The 26,273-nt window shown below is 59.5% G+C and carries 21 protein-coding genes; 14 read left to right on the top strand and 7 right to left on the bottom strand.

Features of this window, described 5'->3' with window-relative positions:
* The first annotated feature begins 207 nt into the window (after positions 1 to 207).
* The 5 genes from N688_RS00790 to N688_RS00770 all read left to right on the top strand — a co-directional run bounded on the left by N688_RS00790 (position 208) and on the right by N688_RS00770 (position 4,728).
* The gene (locus N688_RS00790; RefSeq protein WP_052887504.1) at positions 208 to 693 is read left to right on the top strand and encodes a hypothetical protein; all 486 of its coding nucleotides are present in this window, start codon (positions 208 to 210) and stop codon (positions 691 to 693) included.
* Between the two features lie 366 nt (positions 694 to 1,059).
* Positions 1,060 to 1,494, top strand: a complete 435-nt coding sequence (locus N688_RS00785; protein ID WP_052887503.1) for a MaoC/PaaZ C-terminal domain-containing protein — start codon at positions 1,060 to 1,062, stop codon at positions 1,492 to 1,494.
* Between the two features lie 42 nt (positions 1,495 to 1,536).
* A complete protein-coding gene (locus N688_RS00780; RefSeq protein ID WP_081838372.1) occupies positions 1,537 to 3,183 on the top strand; it encodes a long-chain-fatty-acid--CoA ligase in 1,647 nt (548 codons plus the stop codon).
* Positions 3,164 to 4,123, top strand: coding sequence for a ribonucleotide-diphosphate reductase subunit beta (locus N688_RS00775; RefSeq protein WP_052887502.1), 960 nt, complete (start codon positions 3,164 to 3,166; stop codon positions 4,121 to 4,123). Before N688_RS00780 ends, N688_RS00775 begins: the two co-directional genes overlap by 20 nt.
* Before the next feature lie 326 nt (positions 4,124 to 4,449).
* Positions 4,450 to 4,728 carry an Lrp/AsnC family transcriptional regulator gene (locus N688_RS00770; protein ID WP_052887501.1) on the top strand — a complete coding sequence of 93 codons (279 nt, stop codon included), beginning with the start codon at positions 4,450 to 4,452 and terminating at the stop codon, positions 4,726 to 4,728.
* Positions 4,729 to 4,787: 59 nt separating this feature from the next.
* Here the strand turns inward: N688_RS00770 and N688_RS00765 are convergent, their stop codons facing one another.
* The 3 genes from N688_RS00765 to N688_RS00755 form a co-directional block, all read right to left on the bottom strand.
* Entirely contained in the window at positions 4,788 to 5,318 is a 531-nt protein-coding gene (locus N688_RS00765; RefSeq protein WP_052887500.1) for a DinB family protein, read from the bottom strand.
* A gap of 307 nt (positions 5,319 to 5,625) precedes the next feature.
* On the bottom strand, positions 5,626 to 7,173 hold the full coding sequence (locus tag N688_RS00760; RefSeq protein ID WP_081838371.1) for an MFS transporter: 1,548 nt from the start codon (positions 7,171 to 7,173) through the stop codon (positions 5,626 to 5,628).
* Between the two features lie 335 nt (positions 7,174 to 7,508).
* Positions 7,509 to 8,138, bottom strand: coding sequence for a histidine phosphatase family protein (locus N688_RS00755; protein WP_052887499.1), 630 nt, complete (start codon positions 8,136 to 8,138; stop codon positions 7,509 to 7,511).
* A 344-nt stretch (positions 8,139 to 8,482) separates the two neighbouring features.
* Here N688_RS00755 and N688_RS00750 point away from each other — a divergent pair, with 344 nt between their 5' ends.
* Both N688_RS00750 and N688_RS00745 read left to right on the top strand, forming a co-directional pair.
* Positions 8,483 to 9,217 (top strand): response regulator transcription factor, encoded by a 735-nt coding sequence (locus N688_RS00750; RefSeq protein WP_052887498.1) that lies wholly within the window; start codon positions 8,483 to 8,485, stop codon positions 9,215 to 9,217.
* A gap of 120 nt (positions 9,218 to 9,337) precedes the next feature.
* Positions 9,338 to 10,201: a PHP domain-containing protein gene (locus N688_RS00745; protein ID WP_052887497.1), complete on the top strand. Its 864-nt coding sequence runs from the start codon at positions 9,338 to 9,340 to the stop codon at positions 10,199 to 10,201.
* A gap of 17 nt (positions 10,202 to 10,218) precedes the next feature.
* On the opposite strand, the gene N688_RS00740 is transcribed toward N688_RS00745, so the two are convergent.
* The 3 genes from N688_RS00740 to N688_RS00730 form a co-directional block, all read right to left on the bottom strand.
* Positions 10,219 to 12,501, bottom strand: coding sequence for a transglycosylase domain-containing protein (locus N688_RS00740; RefSeq protein WP_052887496.1), 2,283 nt, complete (start codon positions 12,499 to 12,501; stop codon positions 10,219 to 10,221).
* 686 nt (positions 12,502 to 13,187) lie between these two features.
* Positions 13,188 to 13,964 (bottom strand): helix-turn-helix domain-containing protein, encoded by a 777-nt coding sequence (locus N688_RS00735; protein ID WP_162179466.1) that lies wholly within the window; start codon positions 13,962 to 13,964, stop codon positions 13,188 to 13,190.
* A 212-nt stretch (positions 13,965 to 14,176) separates the two neighbouring features.
* Positions 14,177 to 15,244 carry a phospholipase D-like domain-containing protein gene (locus N688_RS00730; protein WP_052887494.1) on the bottom strand — a complete coding sequence of 356 codons (1,068 nt, stop codon included), beginning with the start codon at positions 15,242 to 15,244 and terminating at the stop codon, positions 14,177 to 14,179.
* A 638-nt stretch (positions 15,245 to 15,882) separates the two neighbouring features.
* Here N688_RS00730 and N688_RS00725 point away from each other — a divergent pair.
* Together N688_RS00725 and N688_RS00720 are read left to right on the top strand one after the other, a co-directional pair.
* Positions 15,883 to 17,175: an NAD(P)/FAD-dependent oxidoreductase gene (locus N688_RS00725; RefSeq protein ID WP_052887493.1), complete on the top strand. Its 1,293-nt coding sequence runs from the start codon at positions 15,883 to 15,885 to the stop codon at positions 17,173 to 17,175.
* A gap of 213 nt (positions 17,176 to 17,388) precedes the next feature.
* Complete coding sequence (locus N688_RS00720; RefSeq protein WP_052887492.1) at positions 17,389 to 20,835, top strand: hypothetical protein; 3,447 nt, start codon at positions 17,389 to 17,391, stop codon at positions 20,833 to 20,835.
* Between the two features lie 115 nt (positions 20,836 to 20,950).
* Here N688_RS00720 and N688_RS00715 read toward each other — a convergent pair whose 3' ends face one another.
* Complete coding sequence (locus N688_RS00715; RefSeq protein ID WP_052887491.1) at positions 20,951 to 21,427, bottom strand: Clp protease N-terminal domain-containing protein; 477 nt, start codon at positions 21,425 to 21,427, stop codon at positions 20,951 to 20,953.
* Positions 21,428 to 21,778: 351 nt separating this feature from the next.
* Here N688_RS00715 and der point away from each other — a divergent pair, with 351 nt between their 5' ends.
* The 5 genes from der to N688_RS00690 all read left to right on the top strand — a co-directional run bounded on the left by der (position 21,779) and on the right by N688_RS00690 (position 26,245).
* Complete coding sequence (der, locus tag N688_RS00710) at positions 21,779 to 23,206, top strand: ribosome biogenesis GTPase Der (protein WP_052887490.1); 1,428 nt, start codon at positions 21,779 to 21,781, stop codon at positions 23,204 to 23,206.
* 240 nt (positions 23,207 to 23,446) lie between these two features.
* Entirely contained in the window at positions 23,447 to 24,010 is a 564-nt protein-coding gene (locus N688_RS00705; protein ID WP_052887489.1) for a type 1 glutamine amidotransferase domain-containing protein, read from the top strand.
* A 311-nt stretch (positions 24,011 to 24,321) separates the two neighbouring features.
* Positions 24,322 to 24,966: a TlpA family protein disulfide reductase gene (locus N688_RS00700; RefSeq protein ID WP_052887488.1), complete on the top strand. Its 645-nt coding sequence runs from the start codon at positions 24,322 to 24,324 to the stop codon at positions 24,964 to 24,966.
* Positions 24,967 to 25,109: 143 nt separating this feature from the next.
* The gene (locus N688_RS00695) at positions 25,110 to 25,589 is read left to right on the top strand and encodes a CopD family protein (protein ID WP_052887487.1); all 480 of its coding nucleotides are present in this window, start codon (positions 25,110 to 25,112) and stop codon (positions 25,587 to 25,589) included.
* A 191-nt stretch (positions 25,590 to 25,780) separates the two neighbouring features.
* Positions 25,781 to 26,245: a cytochrome c maturation protein CcmE gene (locus N688_RS00690; protein ID WP_052887486.1), complete on the top strand. Its 465-nt coding sequence runs from the start codon at positions 25,781 to 25,783 to the stop codon at positions 26,243 to 26,245.
* Positions 26,246 to 26,273 lie beyond the last annotated feature (28 nt).

Raw genomic sequence — 26,273 nt, 5'->3', positions numbered from 1 at the left:
TGGCTCAGCTTTGCTTGCTTGTTTGTCTGCCTCAACTCTACCCGATGCCTCACGCCTCTGTCAAGGCAAAGAGGGAACTGGCTTGATATACATTGACAGGCCCTCTCATGAGCAGTAAGATGAGGCATACAGCACTATCAGACCTGTTGTCTGTCACCCAGATGGCGCGACTGTCCTCGGATCTCCGCCCCTGTAAGGAGTATCTCTATGTCTTTCCAGGTCTTCATCAAAACAGAGAAATCTCTGCATCAGCTCGCCAGCGAGATCGGCGCACTTCTTTCCTTGCCTCCTTTCAAGCGGCAGCGGACCCGCGACGCGCTCTATTACCAATTCGAAATGTTAGGCATGCTGGTCATGATCCACTATCTTGACGAAGAAGACCGGGCCCCAGAAGTTTTGAGCTATCCCTATGTTTTTACACTGGAGCTGACTTTCACAGAGCATGATCTCAACACCGACGATCTGGAGTATCGCCTCCAGCCCTACTATGCGCGTCTGCTCAGCTTCCATCTTGGGGTTGAGACAGCCTATCACGAGCAGCAGCAGATCAACCAGCGCTGGCGCATCCGCTATCATTTTTGCCGTAAAAATCCCAGTTGGAAGGAAGATATTCTTTACGGCGAGCCGGGCTGGCAGCCGGCGGTCATCGAGGAGCCGCCGAGCGAGTGGCGCAACCAGCTCGTACCGTGGTGAACCAGATCAAACGTGCTGCTCTCCGGCTCTGGCTGGCTCCTCGCCGACCAGCCAGCCTGGCGACAAAGGCCCGCTTTTTTCTGCCTGCTCCACAGGCTCCGGTATGACGAAAGCCAGGCTGCTCCGCTGGCCTATGGCCCCCAGCCCCTTGTCTAAGCGGCCTGATCATGTTACAGTTTTTATCGAGAGCGGTTGCTGCCGCTGCCGCATTTCAGAGATGTCCAACTGCGAGCGTGAGAGTGCATCCTTGCGCAAGCGCGTCGGTATGTGAGTGAGTACTCCCCAGCCAGGGCCGGGGTGATCGCCGTGGATCACCCTGGAGGGACGCTGCGAGTCCACTCTCCCCAATGCAATGAAAGGCAGGCTATGACTAGTAGCATTGTCGAGGCAGCTATCGGCACAGAACTTCCCCCACTGGTAAAGCCGCCAGTTACCCGCGAACAGCTCCGCCGTTATGCTGAGGCTTCCGGCGATTACAACCCGATCCACCTGGACGACGAGGCAGCCCGCCGCGTCGGGCTTGACGGGGTCATCGCTCATGGGATGCTCAGCATGGCCTTCCTCGGCCAATTTATCGAGCAGCAGATCGCCTCTTACCCCGAGGCCTTCCTTGCTCGCCTCAAGGTGCGCTTCGCCAGCATGGTGCGCCCGGGCGATGTCTTGACCTGTCGCGGTCGAGTGACGGCGCGTAGCCGCGAGGCTGATGGGCGTGAGCTGATCACTATCGAGTGTTGGGCCGAGAACCAGCGCGGCGAGCGAGTGACGGGTGGTGAAGCCCTCATCTCTTTGCCGTCCGCCTGAAAGAGTGACTGTCCATCGGTCGACTAACAAGGAGGTTTGCGCATGGTCGAAGCCAGGAACATCAGGGACATCGCTGACCTGCGGCTTCAATACGACCTGGCGATCTACAACTGCCAGCGCTTTGGCGCCTACGAGGCCCTGGTCTATGAGGACCCCCAGCTGGCTGAGCCCCGCCGCTATACCAATGTGGAAATCGCCCGTGAGGCCGTGCAACTGGCCGCTGGCCTGCACGCGCTCGGCATACAGCCTGGCGACCGCGTAATGGTGATGATCCCGAACTGTCCCGAGGTGATTATCTCCTACCAGGCCATTGCGCGTGCCGGCGCCATCGTTATCCCCGTTCTTCCTCTACTGAAGCCGCCCGAGGTGCAGTATATTGCCCAGAACTCGGGGGCTCGCCTGCTGATCACCAGCCCGCTCCTGCTCCCGCTCCACAGCTCTACTCTGGCCCAGGTCCCTACCCTGGAACAGATTATCTGTGTCAGCGACGCGGCAGCAGCTGGAGCAGGAAACACTCTTCCAGAGGGAAGGGCCCAGATCCACGCTTACCAGGATGTCCTCGCCCGCGGCGCAGATTACGCCGACTACTACCTGAGCGACCTGCCCGGCATCGATCTGAGTCCCGATGACACCGCCGTCATCCTCTATACTTCCGGCACTACGGGCCGCCCCAAGGGGGTCATGCTCTCCCACCGCAACCTTGTCGCCAATGCCGTTAGCGGACGAGGCGTTGGCGGCGATGAGGACCCAAGCGCCGCTGAGAGTCAGGGTGAAACGCATCTGGCCATCCTACCTCTGGCCCATGCCTTTGGTCTGGTAGCTTCCAATGTGGCCTACCTGAATGGTGCGCGCATCGTCATGCTGCCGCGCTTCGATACCACCGCCGTCTTCTCGGCTATCGAGCGCTATCGCGTCTCCGGCTTTGCTGGCGTGCCGGCCATGTTCGTGGCCCTGCTCTATAGCTCCGATGCCGACAAGTACGACACCAGCAGCCTGCAGTACTGCGTCAGCGGTTCGGCCCCCCTGCCAGTGGCTGTGCTGGAAGCCTTCGAAAAGAAGTTCGGCTGCCGCATCCTCGAAGGCTACGGCCTCTCAGAAGCGACCGCCGCGCTCACGGGCCACAATCGCGAGATGCCCCGCAAGCCAGGCTCGGTCGGCAAGCCGCTACCAGGCGTCGAGATCCGTATCGTCGATGAGAACGATCAGGACGTGCCGGTAGGCGAGGTAGGCGAGATCATTGCCCGCGGTCCCAATGTCATGCAGCAGTACTACAATATGCCCGAGGAGACCGCAGCGGCCATGCGCAATGGCTGGCTCCATACCGGTGACATGGGACGCATGGACGAGGACGGCTACATCTACGTGGTGGAGCGTAAGAAGGACCTGATTATTCGCGGCGGCTTTAACATCTATCCGCGCGATGTTGAGGAGGTTCTCAACCGCCATCCCGCGGTCATCGAGTCCGCCGTGGTCGGCGTCCCCTCCGAGCGCATGGGCGAGGAGGTGAAGGCTTTCGTAGTGACCCGCGAGCCGATCGATGCTGAGACACTCAAAGCTTTCTGCCGCGAATATCTGGCCAATTACAAGACGCCAAGCGAGATCGAGTTTGTCGACTCGCTGCCGCGTAACCTCGTGGGCAAGATCGATAAGAAGGAGCTGAGGAGGCGTTATGTCCAACAGCCCTCATAGCAACCCGTTGGAGACTGCTCCCCTCGCCCAGCTGCAGGCGACACCGATCGATGCGGTGCTCAATATCATCGATCAGGGACTGGTCCACCTGCCCAGCTACCGCGAGCTCTACTATCGCTGGGAGCGCCAGCAGTGGCAGGCCCAGGAGCTGGATTTCAGTTACGACCGCCAGCAGTGGCAGGCTATGCCCCACGAGGAGCGGCAGGCCCGCATGTATGGCCTCTCAGCCTTCTTCAAAGGGGAAGAGTGCGTGACGAATACCCTGGCTCCCTACGTGGTGGCTATGCCTGATGAGGAGATGCGGCTCTTCTTGACCACCCAGCTCGTCGACGAGGCCCGCCATACGGTCTTCTTTGACCGCTTCTTTCGCGAGGTGCTGGGCGTGGAGCAGGATAGCCTCGATGGCGCTTTGCAGGTGGCTGTCGGATATATGAACGAACATCTGCAGACCATTCTGATCAAGGAGCTGGCTGCGATCGCCGAGCGTATCCGCCAGGAGCCGGGCCAGCTCGCCCATCTGATCGAAGGGGTCACGCTCTACCATATCGTCGTTGAGGGGACAATGGCTTTAGCCGGCCAGCGCTCCATCTTGGAGACCTATCGGCAGTTCAATCTCTTCCCCGCCTTCCGTGCCGGCTTTACCGCGGTGGCCCGCGACGAGTCGCGCCATGTGCTCTTCGGCATCAAGTTTCTGCGCGATATGATCCAGCAGAACCACGAACAGGCGCAGATCGTCTACGCTGCCGTTCAGAAGTATCTGCCAACCGCCCTGGCCGGCCTGACCCCTCCAGAGAGCCAGATTCCGCAGTACCTGGCAGCCCACCTTGATCCCTGGCAGACTCCGCGCTACGCCATTGAGTCGCTCCGCAAGAAGCTCAAGGGCATAGGGCTAAGTATGGAGCTACCCACTGTGCCACCACCACCCGTCTTTCAGGCATAGGGAGATGGAAGGAATGGCCAGGCTCTGGCTCAGACCCCAGCTCTGAGCCGGAAGGGAGAGAGCGCACCTGGCGCAGGCTGATCGGCCAGTAAGCAAGCGAATATGGGAAGGAAAGGAAAGGAAAGGAAAGGAATCGAATCGACCTTCCCTGCTCACTTGCTCCTCTGACGCTCAGCCTGCACAGGCGGTGGTGGGCGGCCCCTGGTTGCACTTGCTTCGCCCCTGGCAGCAAGCATCTGGCTTCAGAATGGGATGAGAGGGGCATGTATGCTACTCATGCGCAAGCAGGCTTTTTCCAAGCACAAGAAGAAGAAGGAGGGAAAGCGATGATTACGGCCCTGGTGTTGATGAACGTTGAGCGAGGGCAAATCAACGAGACGGCCCAGCGCTTGCTGGAGATCGCCGGTGTCGCCGAGGTATATTCGGTCACCGGCGACTACGACCTGGTGGCGCTGCTGCGCCTGCCTCGCTATGAAGATCTGGCTGAAGTGGTGACGGGGAAGATGACCGCCATCCCGACGATTACGCGCACGCACACCCTGATGGCCTTTCAGTGCTACTCGCGGGCCGATCTCCAACAGGCGTGGGACCTCGGCGTCGAATAGCGAGCCAGGCGAGAAGAGCGTCGCGCTCGCCACCAGGCCGCTCCGGCAGCTGCCTCAGCTCAGATGGGCATCCCTTGCTTGTTCAGCTCGCCACGAATGTGGGCGATCTCACCGAGATGCGTAAAGCAATGCGTCAGGCAGATCTGGCCAATCGCCTGGATGGCCGGCATCTCGCCAAGAGGCTTGACCTTCACGATGCGTGCAGACAACTCAGCTCCGCCATCTTCGATAGCCGCCAGATAGTCTTCAAACTCCTGCCAAACGCGGGCCGCATATTGGAGAAACAAAGCCGGGTCAGCGATCCGAAACTGCCGGGCCTCCTCCGCGCTCATGCCGGTGCCCTGCACGCGCGGCGGCAAGCCCAGGCGCGTATGCCACTCCTCCTCGTTCCAGATCGGTTGCCGGCCTTGCAAGATGAAGCGCAAAATATTATCTTCCGTGCGCACACAGTGCCAGAGTAGAAAGGCGATGGTAGTGGCCTGGCCCTGCCCTTGATAGTGCCATTCCTCCACACTGAGATCGCTCACGCTAGTGCGCATCCACTGGTGAAGGCGACGCTGCTCCAGTCGGAAGAAATCGATAATATTCATGCCAAGAGCTTTCTCCTTTCTGCCCTCACCCGGCCTGGTTTTCCGCCACACCGCGGGCTGGGCTGCTGGCCGTCGAAGGTCTCCAGGCCGGGTGAGTCAAGCCGACCTCGGCGCCGGCTAGCTTTCTGGCCCTTCGCCTCGCTGTCCGGGAAGGACCCCCAGGCAGCGAGCAAAGAAAAAGACGGCGCGCTCTCAGGAGCTATTGTACACGCCGTCGTTACACTCTACCATGTTGCTGGCTAACGTTCCTCGCCAGTTGCCGCGGGAGCCGTCTCGCGGCGGGCAGGCAGCCAGCAGAAAGCCAGCCTCAGCGCGAAAGCAGCTCACCGACGGCCACTTTCTCAGTGAGCAGAGGGGAGGCGGAGGAGGAGGAAAGCGCCTCGCTCTCGACCAGCTTATACTCTCCCGAGATCTCTTCCAGCGAGCGACCGCTGGGTTCGGGGAGGGTGAGCAAGGTCAGGACCAGGCCAGCCACCGAGATAATGGCCGTGAAAGTCATCACGCCCGGCAGATGGAAGCTACTGAGCAGGAAGGGGAAGATCAAGGCCCCGATAAAGGCGCCCACTTTGCCCAGAGCAGCGGCAATGCCATGCGCGGTGGAGCGGACCATCACCGGGAAGATCTCAGCGGGATAGACGAAGGTGGTCACATTCGGGCCGAACTCGGTGAAGAAGTAGCTCACACCGTAGACCAACAAGAAGGGCACCGTGAGCTGGGTCAAGGCCGGGAAAACCGCCAGCAGCCCGTAGGCCAGGGCCATCATGGCGAAGCCCACACACTGAATCCACCTGCGCCCCAGGCGGTCAATGGTCAGCGCAGCTATAATATAGCCGGGGAAAGCGGCCACCAGGAAGATGAGCAGCGTATAGACCATGTTGAGCAGCAGGCTGGAGTGGGCATTCAGTGCCTTCAACACCAGCGGGCTAGAGATGGTCGTCCCATAGTAAGCGATATCGAGCAGCAACCAGGAGCCGGCGGTACCGATCAGCCAGCGCAGGTACGGGGCGCGCCAGAGCAACGGAAGCCAGGAGCGTTTCTTGCTCTTGGCCGACTCAGGCTGAGCGTTCTGAGCCGACGGTTGAGTCCACAACGAGGAGCCAGCACCGTTGTGAGCATGGCCATTCTGACCCGTCACCCGCCCAACTGTCTCCGCAGCGGCCTCCAGGTCGCCCTGCATCATTAAGGCGAAGCGGGGCGTTTCAGCGATCTGGCGACGCAGATAGAAGGTGGCCAGCGCGGGCACAGCACCCAGAGCCAGCATAATACGCCAGGTCAGATCGTGGTCCAGTCCAGCCAGCAGCAGCGCAATTGCCACCAGGGGACCCAGGATCAGACCGACCCCCTGCATCGCAAAGACCATCGTCACCAGCTTCCCACGGTCGCGCCGATTGGCGTACTCGCTCATCAGCGTGGCACTGAGCGGGTAATCGCCACCGATCCCCAGGCCCAGGATGAAGCGAAAGATGATCAGCCAGACGACGTTGGGCGCCAGCGCCGAAGCCAGGGCCCCCGCCGCCAGCACCAGCAGTGTGAAGCCGTAGATCGAGCGCCGTCCCACAAAGTCGGCAAGACGCCCGAAGATCACTGAGCCAAGGGCCGCAGCGATCAGCGAGGTGCTGCCAACGAGGGAAATTTCGAAATTGCCGAGGTGCCAGAGGGGCGTCAGGATTGCGAGGACAACACCGATAATAAACAGGTCATAGGCATCCGTGAAGAAGCCCATGCCCGAGGTGATCATCGCTTTCCAGTGGAAGCCCGAGAGGCTACTGTTGTCAAGGGTGTGCAAGACAGATTTACGCGCATCAATAGCACTATCCACGGCTACAATCCGGGATGGCTCTCCGCCATCAACCATATGTGTTGTGTCTCCTTGCTTCAGGGACATGTTCTCGACTCACACCAGTTCTAGCAGAATCGTAGCGCGCCAATGTTATGGCTTTGTTAAATGACCTTTAAGGCTGGTTAACAAACGAGGCCAGGCGCTACGCCTGCCCTTCTGCCTGTTGTCCATTTTCCCCCCTTCCACTCCATTACAACACGGGCGCATCACGAGAGCATGCCCGCTGATCGGCTGGTCCGAGTGACCGTGACCTGCTCTTGTCTGGTTCACTGCCAGCCGATCAGCAGCCCGTAGCCAGACGGTCAGCCTCGCCCACGGGCGAGGCTGAGGCAACGATCTAAACGAGTCGCTTACTCCATACCGCGAAGATGGCAGGTATCGTTATAAGAACGTAGATGCCAGCAGGCACGTTCTTGTAGGAACGAAGTGCCGTGGTACCAATGGGTAATAGAGGTATTTTCTGTATAGAAGCGCACCGATGGTAGAGAAAAAGAGCTGAGGCCAAAGAAATAGATAAACGAGCCATCGATGACGCCGCCGTGACAGACCACCACGATCGTTTTCCCGGCATACTCATGGGTAATGCGCTGAAGGGCGCGCCCGACACGGAGCATGAACTCTGGCCAGCTTTCGCCCTCTGGGGCGCCTGGCTGGAAAGGATTCTCTTCAAAATTGGGGAGGCCGAAACGCGCGACAAACTCCTCCTCGCTCAAGCCGCTGGCCTGTCCCTCGCGCATCTCCTGCACCTCGTCATCAAGGATAACAGGGAGGCCCAGAGCTGGTGCAATAATCTCAGCGGTCTGATGGGCGCGGCGCAAGGTACTGGAGATCAGCACATCGGCAGCGATTTCGCCTGTAGCCAGGCGATCGCGCAGGCGTTCGGCCTGTCTGATCCCCCGAGGGGTGAGGTCCAGGTCACCGAAACGTCGCTGAACAGCGTTCAGTGCCTCCGCATGCCGGATCAGATAGAGATGAGTCATAAGCAGGGTCTCCTTTACTTCTTCTTCCTCAAGATAGGGTCAGGAGCCAGCGCTGAGATTCAAGCGGCTGACCGTGGCTGAGCAAGACAGAGGGGGATAAGATAGGCTGATCAGCCGGGCTATGCGCGTGTTGTCTCAGGCGCGCTCCTAGCTCCTTGCCACCGATCTCTCTGCCTTCGTTATCTCATGCTACCATCTATGAAAGTCGTCGGACAACACTGGGGTCAGCGCGCGCCGGCTGGCAGGGCAGGGAGATGAGCGATATAGTATAATGAAATGAAGTGATTCAGAGTGATGCCTTTCTAGCTCAGCCAGCCAGAGAGAGACGAGGACGGAGAAGAACCGTGGCGCGCAAGATTCTCGTCGTAGATGATGAGGAGGTTCTGGTCGAAACCATTGCCTACAACCTGGAGCAGTCCGGCTACCAGGTGATCACAGCGGCAGATGGTTACAGTGCCCTGGAAGCGGCTCGGAGCGAGCGCCCCGACGTCATTCTTCTCGACATCATGCTGCCTGGCCTCGATGGGCTGGAAGTCTGCCGGCAGCTGCGTCGTGAGCCGGAGACCGCCACCATCCCCATCATCATGCTCACAGCCAAAGGAGACGAGATCGACAAAGTCGTTGGCCTCGAAGTGGGAGCAGACGACTACGTAACCAAGCCCTTCGGGCGCCGGGAGTTGCTGGCACGTATTCGGGCCTTGCTGCGTCGTGTTGAGTACGGCAGCGCCTTTGACGAAGAGAGTCTTCGGGGCGGTCCCGAAGCACCCACCCGGCCCAGGCGGGAGCTTGTCGCTGGTCCCTTGCGCATCGATCTCGACGGTCGACGTATCTTCTGTCGCGATCAAGAAATCGAGCTGCAGCCCAAGCAGTTCGATCTACTGGTCTATATGGTGCGTAACCGCGGCACAGTGCTCACTCGCGATCAGCTCCTCCACAATGTTTGGGGATACGACTATGTAGGAGACACACGCACTGTCGATGTACACGTGCGCTGGCTGCGAGAGAAGATCGAAGAAGATCCCGCCAACCCCAAACTCATCCAAACCGTACGTGGCGTTGGCTACTGCTTCCGTCGCTAGGAGGTAAGGAGGCGAGGCCAAAGGAGAGCGAGGCAGCAGCGAGCCAGGAAGCGGGCGGGGAGGAAGGACGCCCATGAAGGCCACCCCCATTGAATTTCTATCGGTAGAAGGAGTGCACTATTGGACCTGTTCACAGCACCACTCAAGCTTTCTCCAGAAGCGCCCATTGACCTGCACATGCACACCACTTACAGTGATGGGCGCTGGCCAGCCGATCAACTGATCGACTACCTGGTTCGAGAAGGCTTTGCGCTGGTCGCCGTCACCGATCATGACCGTGTCGATACCATCAACACAGTGCGCCAGCTAGCTGCCAGCAAAGGGCTACCCGTGCTCGTTGGCGTTGAAATGAGCACCACCTGGCGCAACCACTCGGCGCATGTCCTCTGCTACGGCTTCGATCCCGAAACCACCCTGTTACGCGAGGTCATTGCCGATGTCAAGCGCCGGCAACAAGAGCAGGCGCGTGAGGTCTATGAGACCCTCCAGAAGCGCGGCTACCGTTTTCCGCGTGCTGCCGAGCTGCTCGCTGCCAGCGGAGGCGAGCCGCGGCAGCTGCGCGATAATGCCTTTCTCCTCATCGAGCATGGCTATGCACCGGACTGGCCACGGGCACTGGAGATTCTGCGCGAGGCTGGTCAGCGCAGCATCCATGCGGAGTTGACCGTGACCGTCGAGGCCGTTCACCGCAGCGGGGGAGTTGCCCTGATCGCTCATCCAGGGCGGCAGGAACGAGGCTTTACCTTCTACGACACCGCCCTTCTGGACGCAGTACGGGCCGAGGTGCCGCTCGACGGGATTGAGGTCTACCATCCCTACCACAGCCCTGAGACGATCGAGAGCTATCTCGCCTACGTCAACAAGCATGACCTCCTGCTGAGCACCGGCTCCGACTCTCACGGCCACGTCGGGCGCATGCCTATCAAGTACCGCGCCGAGCTTAGCTGGCGGCTGCTTGAACGTCTCGGCGTTCAGGTAGGATAGAGGCGATTGCCTCTATCCTACTCGCCATTGTGAACAATATACCAATCGGTTGAGGTCAGTCCCTGATAGGAGACCGTCTTCTTGACCACGCCAGGAGGCGGGCCAGGGAACTGCTTTACAGGCTTACCCTTTTCCACCAGCAGCATCGTATCATGCCAGATGGGGCCGGCGCCATCGACACCGATCACATTGAGCATCGGCGAATTATCATCGTTGCCGACCCAGACCCCCACCACCGCATCGGGCGTATAGCCCACTGTCCAGTTATCCATGAAGTTCTCTGACGTTCCCGTCTTAGCTGCCGCCGGGCGGACCACGCCGGGATTACCAGCATAGCACTGCTGCTGGGTATTGCTATAGAGGTAGAGGGCGCTGCACTTGCCGAACTCGTAGGTGCGGTTATTGTTATCGCTGAGGACATTCGTGACCACAAAGGCCACCTGGCGGCTAATCACCTGCTTCCCCTGCGGCACGAAGCGATAGATCAGATTGCCCTGCGAGTCAGTCACTGTGTCGATCGCATGCGGTGGAACACGGACACCGCCGTTATCAAAGACGGCATAGGCGGCGGTCATATCCAAGAGATGGACGCCGAGCGTGCCCAACACCATCGTGTAGTTAGGCGTACCGACATAGCCCGTGATGCCCATCGTCTCCGCCGTCTTGAGAGCCTTATCAACACCGACCTGCATCAGCAGCTTGACCGCCGGGATATTAAACGAGTTCTGCAAAGCGAAACGGTACGTGATCAGGCCGTGATAGCTCATATCATAGTTATGCGGCGTATAGGGCGGCAGGCCGCAGCACATCTGAATGGTCAACGGGCCATCGTAGACCGGCATGCCCGGACTGATTCCTTGAGCAAAGGCCGTGGCATAGATGAAAGGCTTAAAGGCCGAACCGGGCTGGCGATAACCCTGGGTTGCGACGTCGAATTGGCCTGTGTTGGGATCGTTCGGGTGAATATTGCCGACCAGGGTGCGGATGGCCCCCGTATGCGGGTCCATCACTACCACCGCCGCATCGCTCATATGGTGGGCGGCCATCTTCTGAATCTGCTGCTTCGCGATGGTGAAGACTTGCTTCTGGAGGCTGAGATCGAGCGTCGTGTGGACCATCAGCCCACTGCGAGCGAGCTGAGGAACCTTCACATGCAAGACCTGGGCCAGCTCGTTAAGCGCATAATTGATGAAGTGTGGGGCATCGGAACTGTTCTTGACTACGCCGCGATGCAGGAAATTCGGCTGCTGCATCTCCACAATAGCCGCCCGCTCCTGCTGGGCAGTAATGTAGCCCTGAATGCGCATCTGATGGAGCACGTCCTTGGCGCGCTGGAAGGCAGCTGGCCAATTGACAAAGGGATCACGGGCAATCGGCGAACTGGGGATACCAGCCAGCATGGCCGCCTGGGCGATATCGAGCTGAGCCGCAGCCTTCTTCGTGGGGCTATCCTTGAGACCGAAGTAGGTGAAAGCAGCCGCTTCCGCCCCATAAGCCTGCTCACCGTAGTAGACGGTGTTCAGGTACATGGAGAGAATCTGCTGCTTGGTATAGTAGCGTGTCACCTGTGGAGCAAGAATAATCTCTTGCAATTTCCTGATAATAGTATCTTTATTACCGACAATGGCGTTTTTAATGAGCTGCTGAGTGATAGTACTGCCGCCAGAGACAATGCGACCGTGGGTCAGATCGTCGAGGGCGGCACGGACAATGCCGGTAATATCATAGCCTGGGTTATTCCAGAAGTTCTGGTCTTCGATGGCGATTTCAGCATGCTGCAGATGGATAGAGATTTGGGAGAGCGGGACCGTTGTTTGCAGACCCTCGCTTGTCATCTGATAGATCAGGCCACCACTGGCATCATACATCTTCAGATTATCCTTGGGCAGAATATCAGCCAAAGTGACGACCTGTTGTCCGAAGCGCTCCTCGGTAGCGTTGACCAGACCCGCTACTCCAACCAGCACGCTGGTGAGCACGATGACCACCGCCAGCGAGATCAGGGCCAGGGGCATCAGCGTCCACTGGGTGCCGATCTTCTCAGCCAGCGCGTAGCGCAGATTACTGCGATGGAGGTTCTTGCGCTTATAGTGGCGCCTGAGACGCCAGCCGTGCGGGTGGGTCATCAGATGAGGAGTCTCATAGTACACTCCCACTGGCGGTTTTTCAGGGCGCTCCTCCAGTCGCTGCGCGGCAGCTGCCCGGCTGTTAGCCGGCAGACGAGCAGGGAGGTGGAGCACCTCCGTCTTCTCTCCCGCCGACCCCTCTTCGAGAACCTCTATCTGTCTCTCGTCGGACATAGTCTATCCCTTCTTCTCTCTCCTGCTTGCTTGCTTTCTGAGCGCATGGCAGGGTCTGCGCTGAGGCTTCCCCTACCTGCTCTGCTGGCTGCTGATCTTTCTCGGAGACGGTTCTCACAACCTCGACCCACGCTCTCAAAGGCAGAGAGTCGCTTGAGAGTCAAGTGGGTCCTTATATCCAGAATAGCAGATAACAGAAACTGACAGTTTATCTCGATGGAGTGGATTTCACAGGAAATGTAGAATCGTGCCTGCTTTTGCCGCTCCGCCTTCCAGGCTGGAGTCGCCACAAGAACACGGCTTTAGTACTGCTGTGCTTAATTCTGGTCGTACCCTTATTCACGAACGAATGAGCGGTGCCGCCAGTCACCAGTCCACCCTTCCCCGCACCGTTTCGGGGTTATATTCATATTGTAACACAGAATGTATCTTTAATTCAATTGTGGACCGGAAGTTATGGAATACTTTCTAGATTAGTGCTGAGACCTGCCGCCTGCGCATCTCCCAGCGCGTAGCGGGCCGGTCTTGCTTACAGGTGATAATACACCGATCTTTCCTTTTTCGTAGCGGGTGGGGCCATTCCCTCCTAGGAGAGAAAGGTCAGTGGGCGGCGAGAGTAGCTTGAGGGAGGGGGAGAGGTTAAGTGCAGATGGGGAGGAGAGGAGTAAGTTGTTGGGTCATTCCTCTTACTCCAGGCGGCCTGGGCGTGTGTTTTCTTCTCTTTTGGGGAGAAGGCTCTCGGTGGGTTGGTCAGGGGAGTCCTCTGGAGCCTGGGGGTTGGCTGTTGTTTGGGCAAGAGCTGGCCGCTGATTTTCATTTTCGCCGAGGGCGGCCTCGATCAGGGCGGGCAAGATTTCGTTCGTCAGGCGTTGGATTTGATAGAGGCTTTCGGCCCAGGGTATTTCTTGATGATCGCGAGTTCCCTGGACTTCGGCCAGTTGGATCAGGGTTTCGTCGACGAGGCTGCGGAAATAGAGGAAGGCGCGCACGGCGTCGGCCACTGGCACGTGGGAAGTGCGGGTAATCGAGCCATATTCGTAGCCGAGGTGAGCGGCCTCATGTAGCAGCTCGGGGTAGGCGCCTGTGTCTGTCAGGGCGCGCAGCAGTAGCTCCAGAAGGCGTCGTCCGAGGCGGCGATAGGCCTCGCGGGCGGCCTCATCGAAATGGTGGTGCCAGGGCAGGCGATCCAGGACGCCTTCGGCCCAGGCCTCGCGCACGCGTCCCAGCACGCTTTGCACAAGGAGTCGAGCGGCGGGGCGTGGCTTGCGCTCGCTTTCCTGGCGCAAGTGGGCCTCGATATCGGAGCGGCGAAAGCGGCGATGGCCGCCGCTAGTACGTCGTGAGGGCAAGGCATTGCGGTCGGCCCATAGGCGCACCGTAGCCGGATGCATCCCCAGCAATTCTGCGGCCTCGCGCAGGCTCAGCCACTCTTCCTCTGGCCGTGGTGTAGAAGCAGACGTCATGGCCCGACCTCCCTTCAGAACCAGGGCCGGTGTGGTGCTGACAGCTGAACGGCGAACGGACGAGCGAAGGTCTGGTGTCTTATCTTCTGTGCGCAATGGTTCCTGAGCTTCACCGGCTGGCTGCACGTCTCTCCCCTCTAAATAGATTGTATGGGAATTGCGCATGCCCGTCAAGGCCGCTCTTTCCCCATCCCAGGACTGGCACACTGCTTTCAGCCAATGGCTTCCGCTACTAACCTCTCGATGGTGACCCGATCCTCACCAAAATGCTGCACGAGACGCTGAATGGCCAGCTCGCGTAGTCTGGCTCGCACGTCAGGAGTCAGTGCTCGCATCAGTGCTGGGTTGACGATGTAGTAATCTCCTTCGGGGCTGGCTTCTAGTAGCCCCCGGCGTTCAAGACGTGGAAAGGGGTCAATACGAATAATTTCTATGAAAGCACTGTCTTCAAGCTCTGGATCATCAATTGCTGCTCGCCTTCCACCACGCTGCCTCTCGCGCGGTAACTCCTCACGATCACGTAGCTGGTAGAAACGCCGAAAGCAGGCCGCGGCCTGCTGCTGCGAAAAGAAACCGTGCTCATCAGCATAAACTAGCATGACAAGACACAGCAGCATTTGATAGGCATAGACCATGCGCGTTTCCTGCAGATAGCGCTCCAGCTCCTCCAGGGCCTGGTTCTGTAGTTGCTCCGGAATAATGAGCGTGGGACGAGGCGCTGACTTCATTCCTTTCGTACGCAAATAATTTGTGTACGCCCTCTCATGTATATAGCTTCCTAATCGTTGTTCTGCAGATTCTAACTCCTTGAGAAGATCTTCCGTCAAAGGACGAGCCTGACGCCGATAACCTTCTAGTATCGCCTCCAGCCTGGTAAATGGCTCTGTGAATCGTCTCCCTTCAACAAGCAGGTTGAGTTCTATGTTGAGTCCAAGGCCGTTACTGGTCAGATTCGAAGAGCCGATCATGGCCCAGGCCAGCCTTTCGTTGACGCCATAATAGACCTTGGGATGAAAAACACTGCCAGGCTCAGCCAGGTAGATAAAGACCTCGGCTCCCAGTTCCTGAAGCCGCCTGAAAGCCGCTACACGATTGATAGGGGAGACGCCTACAGTGATGCGCGTCCGCCTGGCGGCTTTGATGAGCTGACTAAGGTCGAGTACTCCACCAGCCGAGATATAGGCTACCGCCAGTTCCAGATCCATGCCGTTATAACGCTGAGCTATTTCCTCTAACCGCTCCAAGGGCTGATTAACCAGATAGACACTCAGATTGGTCATGGGTTGTTCCCTCTCTTCTCCAGGTTCTTTTCAGCCCTTCTCGCTTCTCCAGCTACGAGGGAAGCAAGGAGCCACTGGGTGGATGATACATATATTACTGCTTGCCAGCTTATTCATTCTCATCTGCCATGCCTGACTCGGCTAGCGCGCTTTTCGTTAAATCACAGCACTGGAGAAAAAGGCTCATTCACAAAGCTGGCCTTACCAGTCGTCGATGAGGTCAAAGTGGGGAAGCAACGTTTGTCTGTCTAGATACCATAGGGGGATTTGATGGCCGCAGTGCGCTCCCTGGGGCTGACAGGCCTCGCGCGGCTGTGGTACAATAGATGCCAATCAGCAGGAGAGCAAGGACGCAGGCGAGGCCCTCCCGTCGGTAGATCGAGCAATCCAGCTGGCTCACTTTGCTGGCTGGCTGGCTGGCGCTCGCTTCTCCTCCTCCCACAACCCGCCGTTCGCAAGGCACGCACCACAAATCGCCACGGCGACTCGGCACTAGAGGAGAGAGTAAGATGGCCAGCTACCCCGCTAGCTTCGCCCCAGCACAACGCTACTGACTACAACCAGCTACGAGCTACCGAGCTACGCGCATACACGTCAGGGCTATCGCAAGCACCAGGGAGAGGAGCACAATACGCACCATGCAATACGCTATCTTCGGTGGCGGCGCACTCGGTCTGGTGGCCGCCTATCGCCTGGCTCAGGCCGGCCAGTCAGTGATGGTCTTCGAGCAGGAGGAGGTCCCCGGCGGCCTGGCCGCCGGCTTCCAGGTCGCGCCAGGCATCTGGTTGGAGAAGTTCTATCACCACCTTTTCCGCACCGACCGCGCCGCTATTCGCTTGATCAACGAGCTGGGCCTCGGTCCACAACTGATCTGGTCTACACCACGCACAGAGTCCTTGATCGAAGGCCAGATCTACCGCCTCGATTCGCCTACCTCGCTGCTGGCCTTTCGCCCCCTGCGCTTCTACGAGCGCCTGCGCGTCGGGGCCGTCGCCGCCTTCCTGAAACTCTCTCCCTCCTGGCCACTAGAAGGTCGCACCGCCGCCCCCTGGCTGCGACGCTGGATGGGGAAACGCGCCTACGAACTGGTCTTTGAACCACTCTTCGTGAGCAAGTTCGGCTCCCTCCATGAGCAGATCGCTCTGCCCTGGTTCTGGGCCCGCTTCCACGACCGCACCACCAGCCTGGGCTACCTCAAAGGCGGCTTCCAACAGCTCTACGACCGCCTGGCGGAACGCATCACTTCCCTCGGCGGCAAGATCCTGCTCGGAACACGTATCGAAGGCGCCGAGCCCCTGGCCACCGGCGGCTGGCAGGTGCGCACAACTCGCGGCACCTGGACGGTCGATCGGGTCATCTCTACCCTGGCTACCCGCCTGACCCTGCGCCTGATTCCAGCCCTGCCCCCTGACTACCGCGCTCGCTACGAATGGGGCCAGGCCTACGGCGCCCACTGCCTGATTCTGGCCCTCGATCGTCGCCTGACAGCTACCTATTGGCTCAATATCTGCGATCCAGGCTATCCCTTCCTGAGCATCGTCGAACATACGAACCTGCGCCCTCCCGAGGAGTACGGCGGTCGCCACCTGCTCTACCTGGGCAATTACCGCCCAATGGATGACCCGCTCTTCCAGATGGAGAAAGCTGAGGTCCTGACCCAGTTCTTGCCCCACCTGCGCCGCATTCGCCCAGATTTCGACCCCTCCTGGGTGCGCGAGAGCTGGATGTTCCGCGCCCCTTTCGCCCAACCCATTGTGACCCCCGATTACCGCGAGCATATCCCTCCTCTGAATACCCCCCTCCCCGGCCTCTGGCTGGCCAACATGTTCCAGGTCTATCCCCACGACCGCGGCCAGAACTATTCGATCGCCCTGGCCGAGCGCCTGGTTCGCCAGATCCTGGAGGAGAAGGTAGCTTCCTCTCGACGCTGAGAAAGCACCCTTCTCCACCTTCTCCCGAGATATCTCCTCCCTTTTCCTTTATTCTACACTACAATTAGAGCAGCTTCATAATTCAGCTTAATTGCTACTCTATACCTGCTCTGGCGATTGTCGAGCACAGGCTATTATTCAGCAAAGTACTACACTTAAAGCTGCATGGAAGCAGCAGCATCCTGGTACAGAAGAAGAGGAGGAGGAGGATTGATGAGCCAGGTCCGTTTCTCTCGCCAGCAGCAGCCCCTGCTTGGGCTGCTGAGCCTCCTGGCCCTTGCCATCACTCTCTTGCCCGGTCCTTTCATGAGCGCCCGACTCCAGTCCGAGCGCTCCGCTACTCAGCTGGCAAGCAACACTCGCCTAACCCAGGCGAAAGCTCCCCGCAGTAGCGGCCACACCGCTGTGTTGACCTACAAAAACGATAATTGGCGCAGCGGCCAGAATACGACGGAAACACTCTTGACCCCAGGCAATGTCAACGCCCAGAGCTTCGGCAAACGGGTAGCCTACCCTGTCGACGGTCAGATCTATGCCCAGCCACTCTATGTGCCCAATTTGAACATCAATGGCACCCCCCACAATGTGGTCTTTGTCGCCACGGAGCACGATAGCATCTACGCCTTTGATGCCGATGCCCAGAGCAGTAACGGCGTTCCTCCTCCGCTCTGGCGCGCCAACTATCTGCCTCCCGGTGAGACGACCGTCTCCTGGGAGGACGTGGCTTGCGGCGATACGGTGCCGGAGGTCGGTATTACCGGTACACCGGTCATTGATCCAGCCACCCGGACAATGTTCTTTGTGACCTTTTCGGAGAATAGTAGGGGACAGTTCTTCGATCGGCTTCACGCCATTGACATCAGCACAGGGCGCGAGCGCCCCGGCAGCCCGGTCGTCGTGCGCGCCAGCGTCCCCGGTCAGGGCGCCGGCAGCCAGAACGGCAGCGTGAGCTTCGACCCCCGCTACGAACGCCAGCGCGCCGCCCTGCTGCTGGCTAACGGTCAGATTTACATTGCCTGGGGATCGTTCTGCGACAATATGCCCTACCACGGCTGGATCATCAGCTATGCCTACGACGGTAACAGCTTCCGCCAAACCCACGTCTTCAACGTGACTCCCGACGGGGCCGGCGCCGGCGTCTGGCACGGGGGCGGCGGCCTGGCCGCCGATAGCGAGGGCAATATCTACTTTATCAGCGGCAACGGCGACTTTGAGCCTTCCGCTCCTCGCCCATCACTGGGCGATAGCTTTGTCAAACTAAGCCCCGATCTGCGCCTGTTGGACTACTTCGCGCCCTTCAACCAGGAGTGCCTGGGAGAGGCCGACGCCGACCTCGGCTCGGGCGGGCCCCTGCTGCTTCCTTCTTACCAGGAGTTGATCAGCGGCGGCAAGGAGGGCCGCATCTATGTGCTGGACACCAATAAGCTGGGCCAGTTTACGACAGTCAGTCAGCCCTGCACGGAGGCTAATCGGAGCCGCACCGATCTGGATCAGGTGCTGCAGGAAACACCTCCCAGTACCGTCGGCGGCATGTATGGCACCCCCGCCTACTGGCGCAGCGCGAGCGCGGAATATGTCTACGTCTCCAGCGTCGGACACCCTACGCTGGCTTACCGCTTGCAGCGTAACGGGAAAGGACAGGTCTTGCTTCCGCCAACACCAAGCTCCCAGACGCCCGAGAGAAGCTTCCTCTTCTCCGGCGGCAATCCCTCCCTCTCTAGCAATGGGACAAGCAACGGCATCCTGTGGCTGATCGATCCAGGCGGCGCCCTGCGCGCCTACGATGCAACCAATCTGGGCCATGAGCTGTACAGCAGCGCCCAGGACCCGGACTACGATACGCTCGATAGCTATGTGAAGTTCAGTACGCCAACTATCGCCGATGGCCGGGTCTTCGTGCCAACCAAGACAACGCTGACCGTCTACGGCCTGCTCAATAAGAGCAGCGCCCCTCCCCCACCAGTGACTTACAATAATGTCGGCATCAGCGACGATTTTACACAAAATGTGCAGGCAGCGAACTACGATGGCCTGGGCTACAGCTACTCTGCAACAGCCCTGGCACAAGCTGGCATTACCCCAGGCGCAAGTGTACTCTGCAATGGCCTGGCTTTCATCTGGCCAGACCTGCCCGCCGGGGTCAAGGACAATTACCAGGCCAACGGTCAGACGATCCCCCTGAATAGCGGCCCAGGCGTGACACTGGTGGCCTTCCTCGGCTCGGCTACCCAGGGATCAACCAGCGGCACCGCCCGCATTAACTACAGCGACGGCTCGACTCAGCCGTTTACGCTCGGCCTGACCGATTGGACCAGCAATACCCCCGCCTTTAATAATAAGCCGGTGGCAACGATGAGCTACCGCAATGGACCCGGCGGCCAGCAACCAGTGACGGTCTACCTGTTTTACACCGATGTGGCAGTCGATGCGACCAAAACCATTAAGAGCGTGACACTGCCGCCCGCACCTGCCAGCCCCAGCCGCCTGCACATTTTCTCGATTGCTACCAGGGGCCTCTATGGGAGCTACAACAATATTGGGGTCAGCGACGACCACCTGCCCGCCCAGGCCAATTTCGACAATGCCGGCCATAGCTATTCGCTGCAAGCCCTGCAACAGGCAGGGATCAATCCCGGCGATAATGCCTTCTACCGCGGCGTGTCTGGCGTGGTCTTTCAGTGGCCTAACGCCGCCGCCGGCCAGCTCAATAACTATATCGCCGCCGGCCAAACGCTGCCAGTCGCTCCTCAGAAGAATGCCAGTCTGTTGGCCTTTCTGGGCGCGGCCTCCGGCGGCCCCTCGTACGGTACCGCCTACGTCAACTATAGCGATGGCAGCCGTCAGCCGTTTACGCTGGGCTTCAGCGACTGGACCTTGAATGAGGGTAAGGCAAACGGGCCGTCCTTCGGCAACGGCATCTTTGTCACGCTGCCCTACCGGAACCAGCCAACGGGACAGGAGTTTGTGAAGACCTACATTTTCTACGCCGAGGTGGCCCTGCAGAGCGGCAAGACGGTGAAAAGTGTGACGCTGCCTGCTACGGTCAATCAGGGCCTGCTGCACGTCTTTGCTGTGGCCACAAAGGTAGCAGAGGATACCCTCTACAATAACGCTGGTACAAGCGATGATAGCAATCCCCAGGCCGCTAACTTCGACGGTACAGGGGCCAGCTACTCGGCCCAGGCCCTGGCTGCCGTCGGCGTCTTTCCCTGGCAGCCACTCACCTATAATGGCGTGACCTTTGGCTGGCCAAATGTGGCTTCAGGAGCCCACAATAACTACCTGGCCAACGGTCAGACGATCCCGCTGAACGGGAGCGCCCATAAGACCGCCCTGGCCCTGCTGGGCGCCGCCGATCACAGCGATGCCTCAGGCGCTCACGGCCAGGTGCTGATCCACTATAGCGATGGCTCTCTCCAGCCGCTGCCGCTCTGCCTGAGCGACTGGACCCTCGGGGGCGGCTCCTTCGCTCCGAGCTGCGGCAACAGTATTGCCATCGTCACCGCCTACTATAATCGCCCCACTGGTCCGCAGCTCCAGCGCGCCTACGTCTTCTATGCCGAGCTGCCGCTCGACCCGGAGAAGACGGTCAAGAGCATTACGCTACCGAGCACGGTCTTGGGCGGCCACTTACACATCTTCGCCATCGCTCTCAAGTAGCTTGCACCCATAGAGCAGGGGAGCAGTCCACGGCCCGGCATGGCGATTGAGCCGTGCCGGGCGGGCCTGCTCCCCTGGATCGCGGATCACGAACCTTACCGGCTCCACCCGCCGCTTAAGGCTCGGAGGTGTAGCCTTCCTGGCGCAGACGCTGGAGCCGCGCACGGGCCGTTTCCAGATTGACGCCAAATTGCTCAAGGACGTTGACCACCAGGGTCCCCTGCTGGCGCAGCAGAGCCAGGAGTAGATGCTCACTACCCACAAAACCAAGCTGCTCGCGACTCGCTTCCTCAACTGCCAGCTCGATAGCTTCCTTGGCCTCCGGGGTCAGACCAAGCCGGTCGCTGGCACTATCAGGGTGAGCCGCCAGCTGGTCAGCAATCGCCCGCTCCGTCACTGCTCGAAGCAGAAGCGGGTCGATCTCTACTCGATTGAGCAGTCTGGTAGCAGTCGTAGCCTTGCTGTTGGCTACCCCTAGAAGCAAGTGCTCTGGGGCAATGTACGTCTGCTGATACCTTTCCGCCGACTGCTGTGCTTCGACAAAGATGAGCCTGGCGCTCTCTGTAAAGTGGTGGAAGCGGTTCTTAGTCATGTGTTCCCTGCCTTTGCTGCCAAGCAGCAGGAGGTCACCCCACAGAGGACCTCGCACCTGCCCTCGGCCTGAATAAACTGCTTACCGCTTTTGCCGTCGCTGGCTTAGCCTGCCCCGGCGCCAGGACCGCCCTCGATTCGCTCGCTTCTCCTCTCCTCCATTTCGATTGACTGCGCCAGGTGGGGGACCAGCTTTATCAGTATAGCATATCGCAATATGAATTGCACCCCTCTCCGAGGCCGAAAAAAGAGGGACTCAAAGCGACTCTGTGTTTGTGCTATAATCAAACCCAGGCTGTTTTTTCTCTCACTTACTACTCTGCGGGATCGCAAGAAAGGGGTGGTAGGGGCTATGAAGCCACTTGTCGCCATCGTAGGCCGACCGAACGTCGGCAAATCCACGTTTTTTAATCGCATGATTGGTGAGCGGCGCGCCATCGTCGAGGATCTGCCCGGCACAACGCGCGACCGCCTTTATGGAGATACTGACTGGAATGGACGGGAGTTCACGCTGATCGATACCGGTGGTCTGGCCCTCGGCGAAGAGACACCACCGGGCCAGATTGGTTTGAGCGGGGTCAGCGGCGATCTGATGGAGCACGTACGCTCTCAGGTGCGTCTGGCCATCGAGGAGGCCGACGTTATCGTCTTTATGGTCGATGTGCGCACAGGCATCACCCCCGCCGATGAGGAGGTGGCAACCCTGCTGCGCCGCACCAATAAGCCGGTCATTCTGGCCGCCAATAAGGCCGATAACGATACCCAGCGCCAGTACGCCCCCGAGTTCTACGCCCTGGGCCTGGGCGAACCAATCGACATCTCGGCCCTGCACGGCCTGGGAACCGGCGATTTGCTAGACAAGATCGTCGAGTCTTTGCCACCCGAAACGCCCGAGGAGCATGCCGAAGAGGACGAGACAGAGCAGGTGCGCATCGCCATTGTCGGACGCCCGAATGTTGGCAAGTCGTCGTTGCTCAATCGCATTCTGGGCTACGAGCGCGCTATTGTGAGCGACGTGCCCGGTACTACCCGCGACATGATCGATACCGAGCTGCTCTTTGAGGATCGTAAGCTCGTGCTGATCGATACCGCTGGCATCCGGCGACGCGGGCGCATTGTACCAGGCATCGAGAAATACAGCGTGATACGCTCGATGCGTGCCATCGATCGCTGCGACGTGGCCCTCCTGCTGATCGATGCTGTCGAGGGACTGGCGGCTCAAGATACGCATATCGCGGGCTATGTGCACGAGGAGGCCAAAGGGATTATCGTCGTAGTCAATAAGTGGGATATCGTCCAGGAGCAGCGCCGGGCCGCTCGCCGGGGAGAACCCATCAGCCTGGCGCGGGAAATCGCCGAGGCCGAAGAGTACCGCAGGATTCTGAGCGCGGGCCTCAAGTTCATTCCCTATGCTCCAGTGGTCTTCGCGTCGGCCAAGACCGGCTACCACGTTCAATCGTTGCTGCGCAAGGCCATCGAGATCGCCGACAGGCGCTTCGTGCGCATTCCCACAGCTCGTCTGAACGAGGTCGTGCAGGAGGCCATTCGTCGCCATCATCCGGTCGCGGTCCACGGGCACCAGCTCAAGATCTTTTACGCCACTCAGGCTCAGGTTAATCCGCCGACCTTTGTCTTCTTCGTGAACAACCCGGATTACCTCCATTTTAGCTACGAGCGTTATCTGGAAAATCGCCTCCGCGAGGCCTTCGACTTCGCAGGAACGGGCATTCGCCTCATTTTCCGCGCGCGGTCGAAGGTAGAGCTACCGCGCCTGGGCTAGGCCAGACTCTCCGGCCTGGCCCGGCCCAGCTCGCATCTTTGCCTGCTTTCGTCTCCCGCGCCTGGGTGGTCCCCCTTCATAGCTCGCCAGCCTTCAGCATCAGACCAATAGCAGAGTCTCCTTACATGGGGGGCATCGCGTGTATCTGTGGGTGGAGAGGGCAGCGTCTGAATGGAAGACCTTGCCCTGACAATGGTTGTCTTTCTTGCTTGTTGACCTTTGCAAAGGAGGTTGCGATCGATGCAAGGGACGAATCTGCAAGGCCTGCGTGTGGCTATTCTGGCAACAGATTACTTTGAGCAGGTTGAGCTGAGCGAGCCAAAGAAGGCCCTGGAGGAAGCAGGAGCGCGCACAGCCATTGTGGCGCCAAAGGCGGGCCAGATCCAGGGTGTCAATCACGTCGAGAAGGGCGACAGCTTCCCAGTCGACCTGACATTGCAGCAGGCCAACCCCGACGAGTTTGAGGCCGTTCTTCTGCCAGGCGGGGCCTTGAATGCTGACGCCTTGCGTGTCCAGCGCGAGGCCCAGGAATTTGTACGGCGCATTGATGCTGCCGGCAAGCCTATCGCGGTTATCTGTCATGGCCCCTGGCTGCTGGTCTCGGCAGGACTGGTACGCGGGCGCACCTTAACGAGCTACCATACGATCCAGGATGACATCCGCAATGCCGGCGGCAACTGGGTTGATCAGGAGGTCGTGCACGACCGCAATTGGGTGAGTAGCCGCAGCCCGCGCGATCTCCCCGCTTTCAATCGGGCCATGATCGAGCTTTTCGCCCAAAGCCGGGTGAGCGCCCGCGGCTAAGTCGGTCCTTCCAGTCGCCCTGCGATGGCCAGGAAACCGCTTCTCAGGGCCAGGCCCAAGGCCAAGGGAGGCGCCTGAAGAGTAACGCGCTCTTCGGGCGCTTCTTTGTGTCGGTAGACAGGTGGGACCCGGCGCACGCTGAGGGTCGCACGCCAGGAGCAGGCATTTCGTGCCCGCCGCCACTTGCATTTGACAGCCCTTGATATTCAGGCTATTGTAAGGTATGGGTCAAGGATTGCAAGCCCGCTATCAGGCAGCATCCTCATAATCTAGCCTGGCATCATCTTGCACGCAAAACGAACAGGGCACCGATGAGCAGTGAAACGCTACCGGTTAACGAGAGCTCCGCGACGGCCAGCGAGCTGACCCTGGCACGGCGCAGACGGAGGCGCAGCATTGCAATTTTTGTGGTGGTGAGTCTGTTGAATGTGGCGCTCCTGGCCGTGCTCTGGTCGCAGTTGCTGACTCCCGCCTCGGAACAGAAGGTGAGCGGTGGCTCGGCTCCGGCGGGCTTCAGTGGCCCAATGGTGGGGAAGACGGCCCCAGATTTTCGCTTGCCCCTGCTGGCCCCAGGCGCCGGCTCCAACAACGCGGTCGCTCTCTCCAATTTTAAAGGACAGGCGGTCGTGCTCAACGTCTGGCAGTCCTCCTGTGAGCCATGCCAGCGCGAGGCTCCAGTCCTCCAGACAACCTGGCAGCGCGTCCAGGGACAGGGCATCGTTTTTCTGGGCCTCGATTTCCAGGACAATCACAACGATGCGCTGAGCTTCTTGCAGGCACACGGGATTACTTATACAAATGTGAGCGATAGCAGTGGCGCAACAGCTATCAGCTACGGGGTGGCCAATCTGCCAACGACGATCTTTATCGACCGCACAGGCAAGATTGTGGGCTGGCACGAGGGCGAGCTAACGGTGCAGCTGCTGGAGCAGGGCCTGAGACTGCTGAGCCGCTGAGCCACGAAGTTCCTAAGAGCTGCCTGGCACTTGTCTGTGAGGACTCAGACCAGACGCCGGACAAGGGACTGTAAAACCAGCAGGCAAGGCAGAGAAGCGGGAAGTTGACCTACGAGGATATCCGAGGATAAAAGAGGCTGGCTATGGACTGGCTGCCGGCACTGCTGCCGCAGGGGCTGCTGCTGATCATGCGGGTGATCCATACGTTGGCCGCTGCTACCTGGGTTGGGGGCAGTGCCATGTATTTGCTGGTGGTCCAGCCAGCCTTGCGCCTTGCTCCCGCCCCAGAGCTGGCCGCGAAAATCGCGGCGCGCTTCAGGCGCCTGGTCAATGGCTGCATCGGCCTGCTCCTGGTGAGCGGAGCCTTTTTAACGGTGAACCGTCTGACGGAGACGAGCCTCGGTCTCCCTTATCTGCTGGCGCTGAGCTTGAAAATTGCGCTGGCGCTGGCTTTGTTCGCGCTGGCCTTTTACCTTGGACAAAGTTCGATTCGCCGGCTGGCTCGTCGCTCATCACGCTTTGCTCAGGTCGCTCCTCGCCTCATGTTGGCCCTGGGGGTGGTGGTCTTCGCCCTCGGCGCCCTGCTCAATATTCTGTTCGAGGCGAGCCTCACCAGCCGTTAGAGGACTGGCTGCCCGCTCCTCTCCTCTCGCGGCGCTCAGGTTGTCGCGCCCCGACAGCCAGAGGAGAGAGCGCTACCGGTGCGTCTGTGCGACAGGGGCAAGTGTATGACCGGAAGTACGAATGAGAGAGAAGTGCGGGCTGGTTTGCCTGTGGGTCAGGCTCGCCTTCCAGTTGGATGGAGGTTCCTTTCGTGCAGTCGGCTGTCGTTTCTACTCAGACTGAGAAGGATACCGTCCAGGCCTCAGTGCGCCGACGCCGGCGCGTGCCGGCTGGTCTGCTGGTTGCTGGCCTGGCAATCGCCGCTGCTGTCATCTATTTGATTGTGGCGAATACACGCACCAGCGCTGTTTACTATATGACGATCGCCGAGTTGAAACACTGTACAACCTGCAGTAGCCAGGCGGTACGCGTGACAGGCGTGGTACAGCCCGGTTCGATCGAGCGCCACGATCAGACGTTGAGCTTTGTGATTACGGATCATCAGCAGTCGTTGCCCGTAGTCTACAGCGGCGTGGTCCCTGATATTTTCCGGGCGGGCATCCAGGTGGTGGTTGAGGGCTATTATCACGGCCAGGGCACCTTCGAGGCCCAGACACTCTTAGCAAAGTGCCCATCGAAGTTCCAGGCTGCCACGCCAACGCCCGGCAACAGTTGAGGCCGGCTGGCTCTGGCAGCGGCACGGC

It is taken from the genome of Thermogemmatispora carboxidivorans (genome assembly GCF_000702505.1).
Lineage (GTDB): Bacteria > Chloroflexota > Ktedonobacteria > Ktedonobacterales > Ktedonobacteraceae > Thermogemmatispora > Thermogemmatispora carboxidivorans.
Note: the sequence above shows the minus strand (reverse complement) of the source record. Positions and strands in the feature narration are given on the sequence as shown.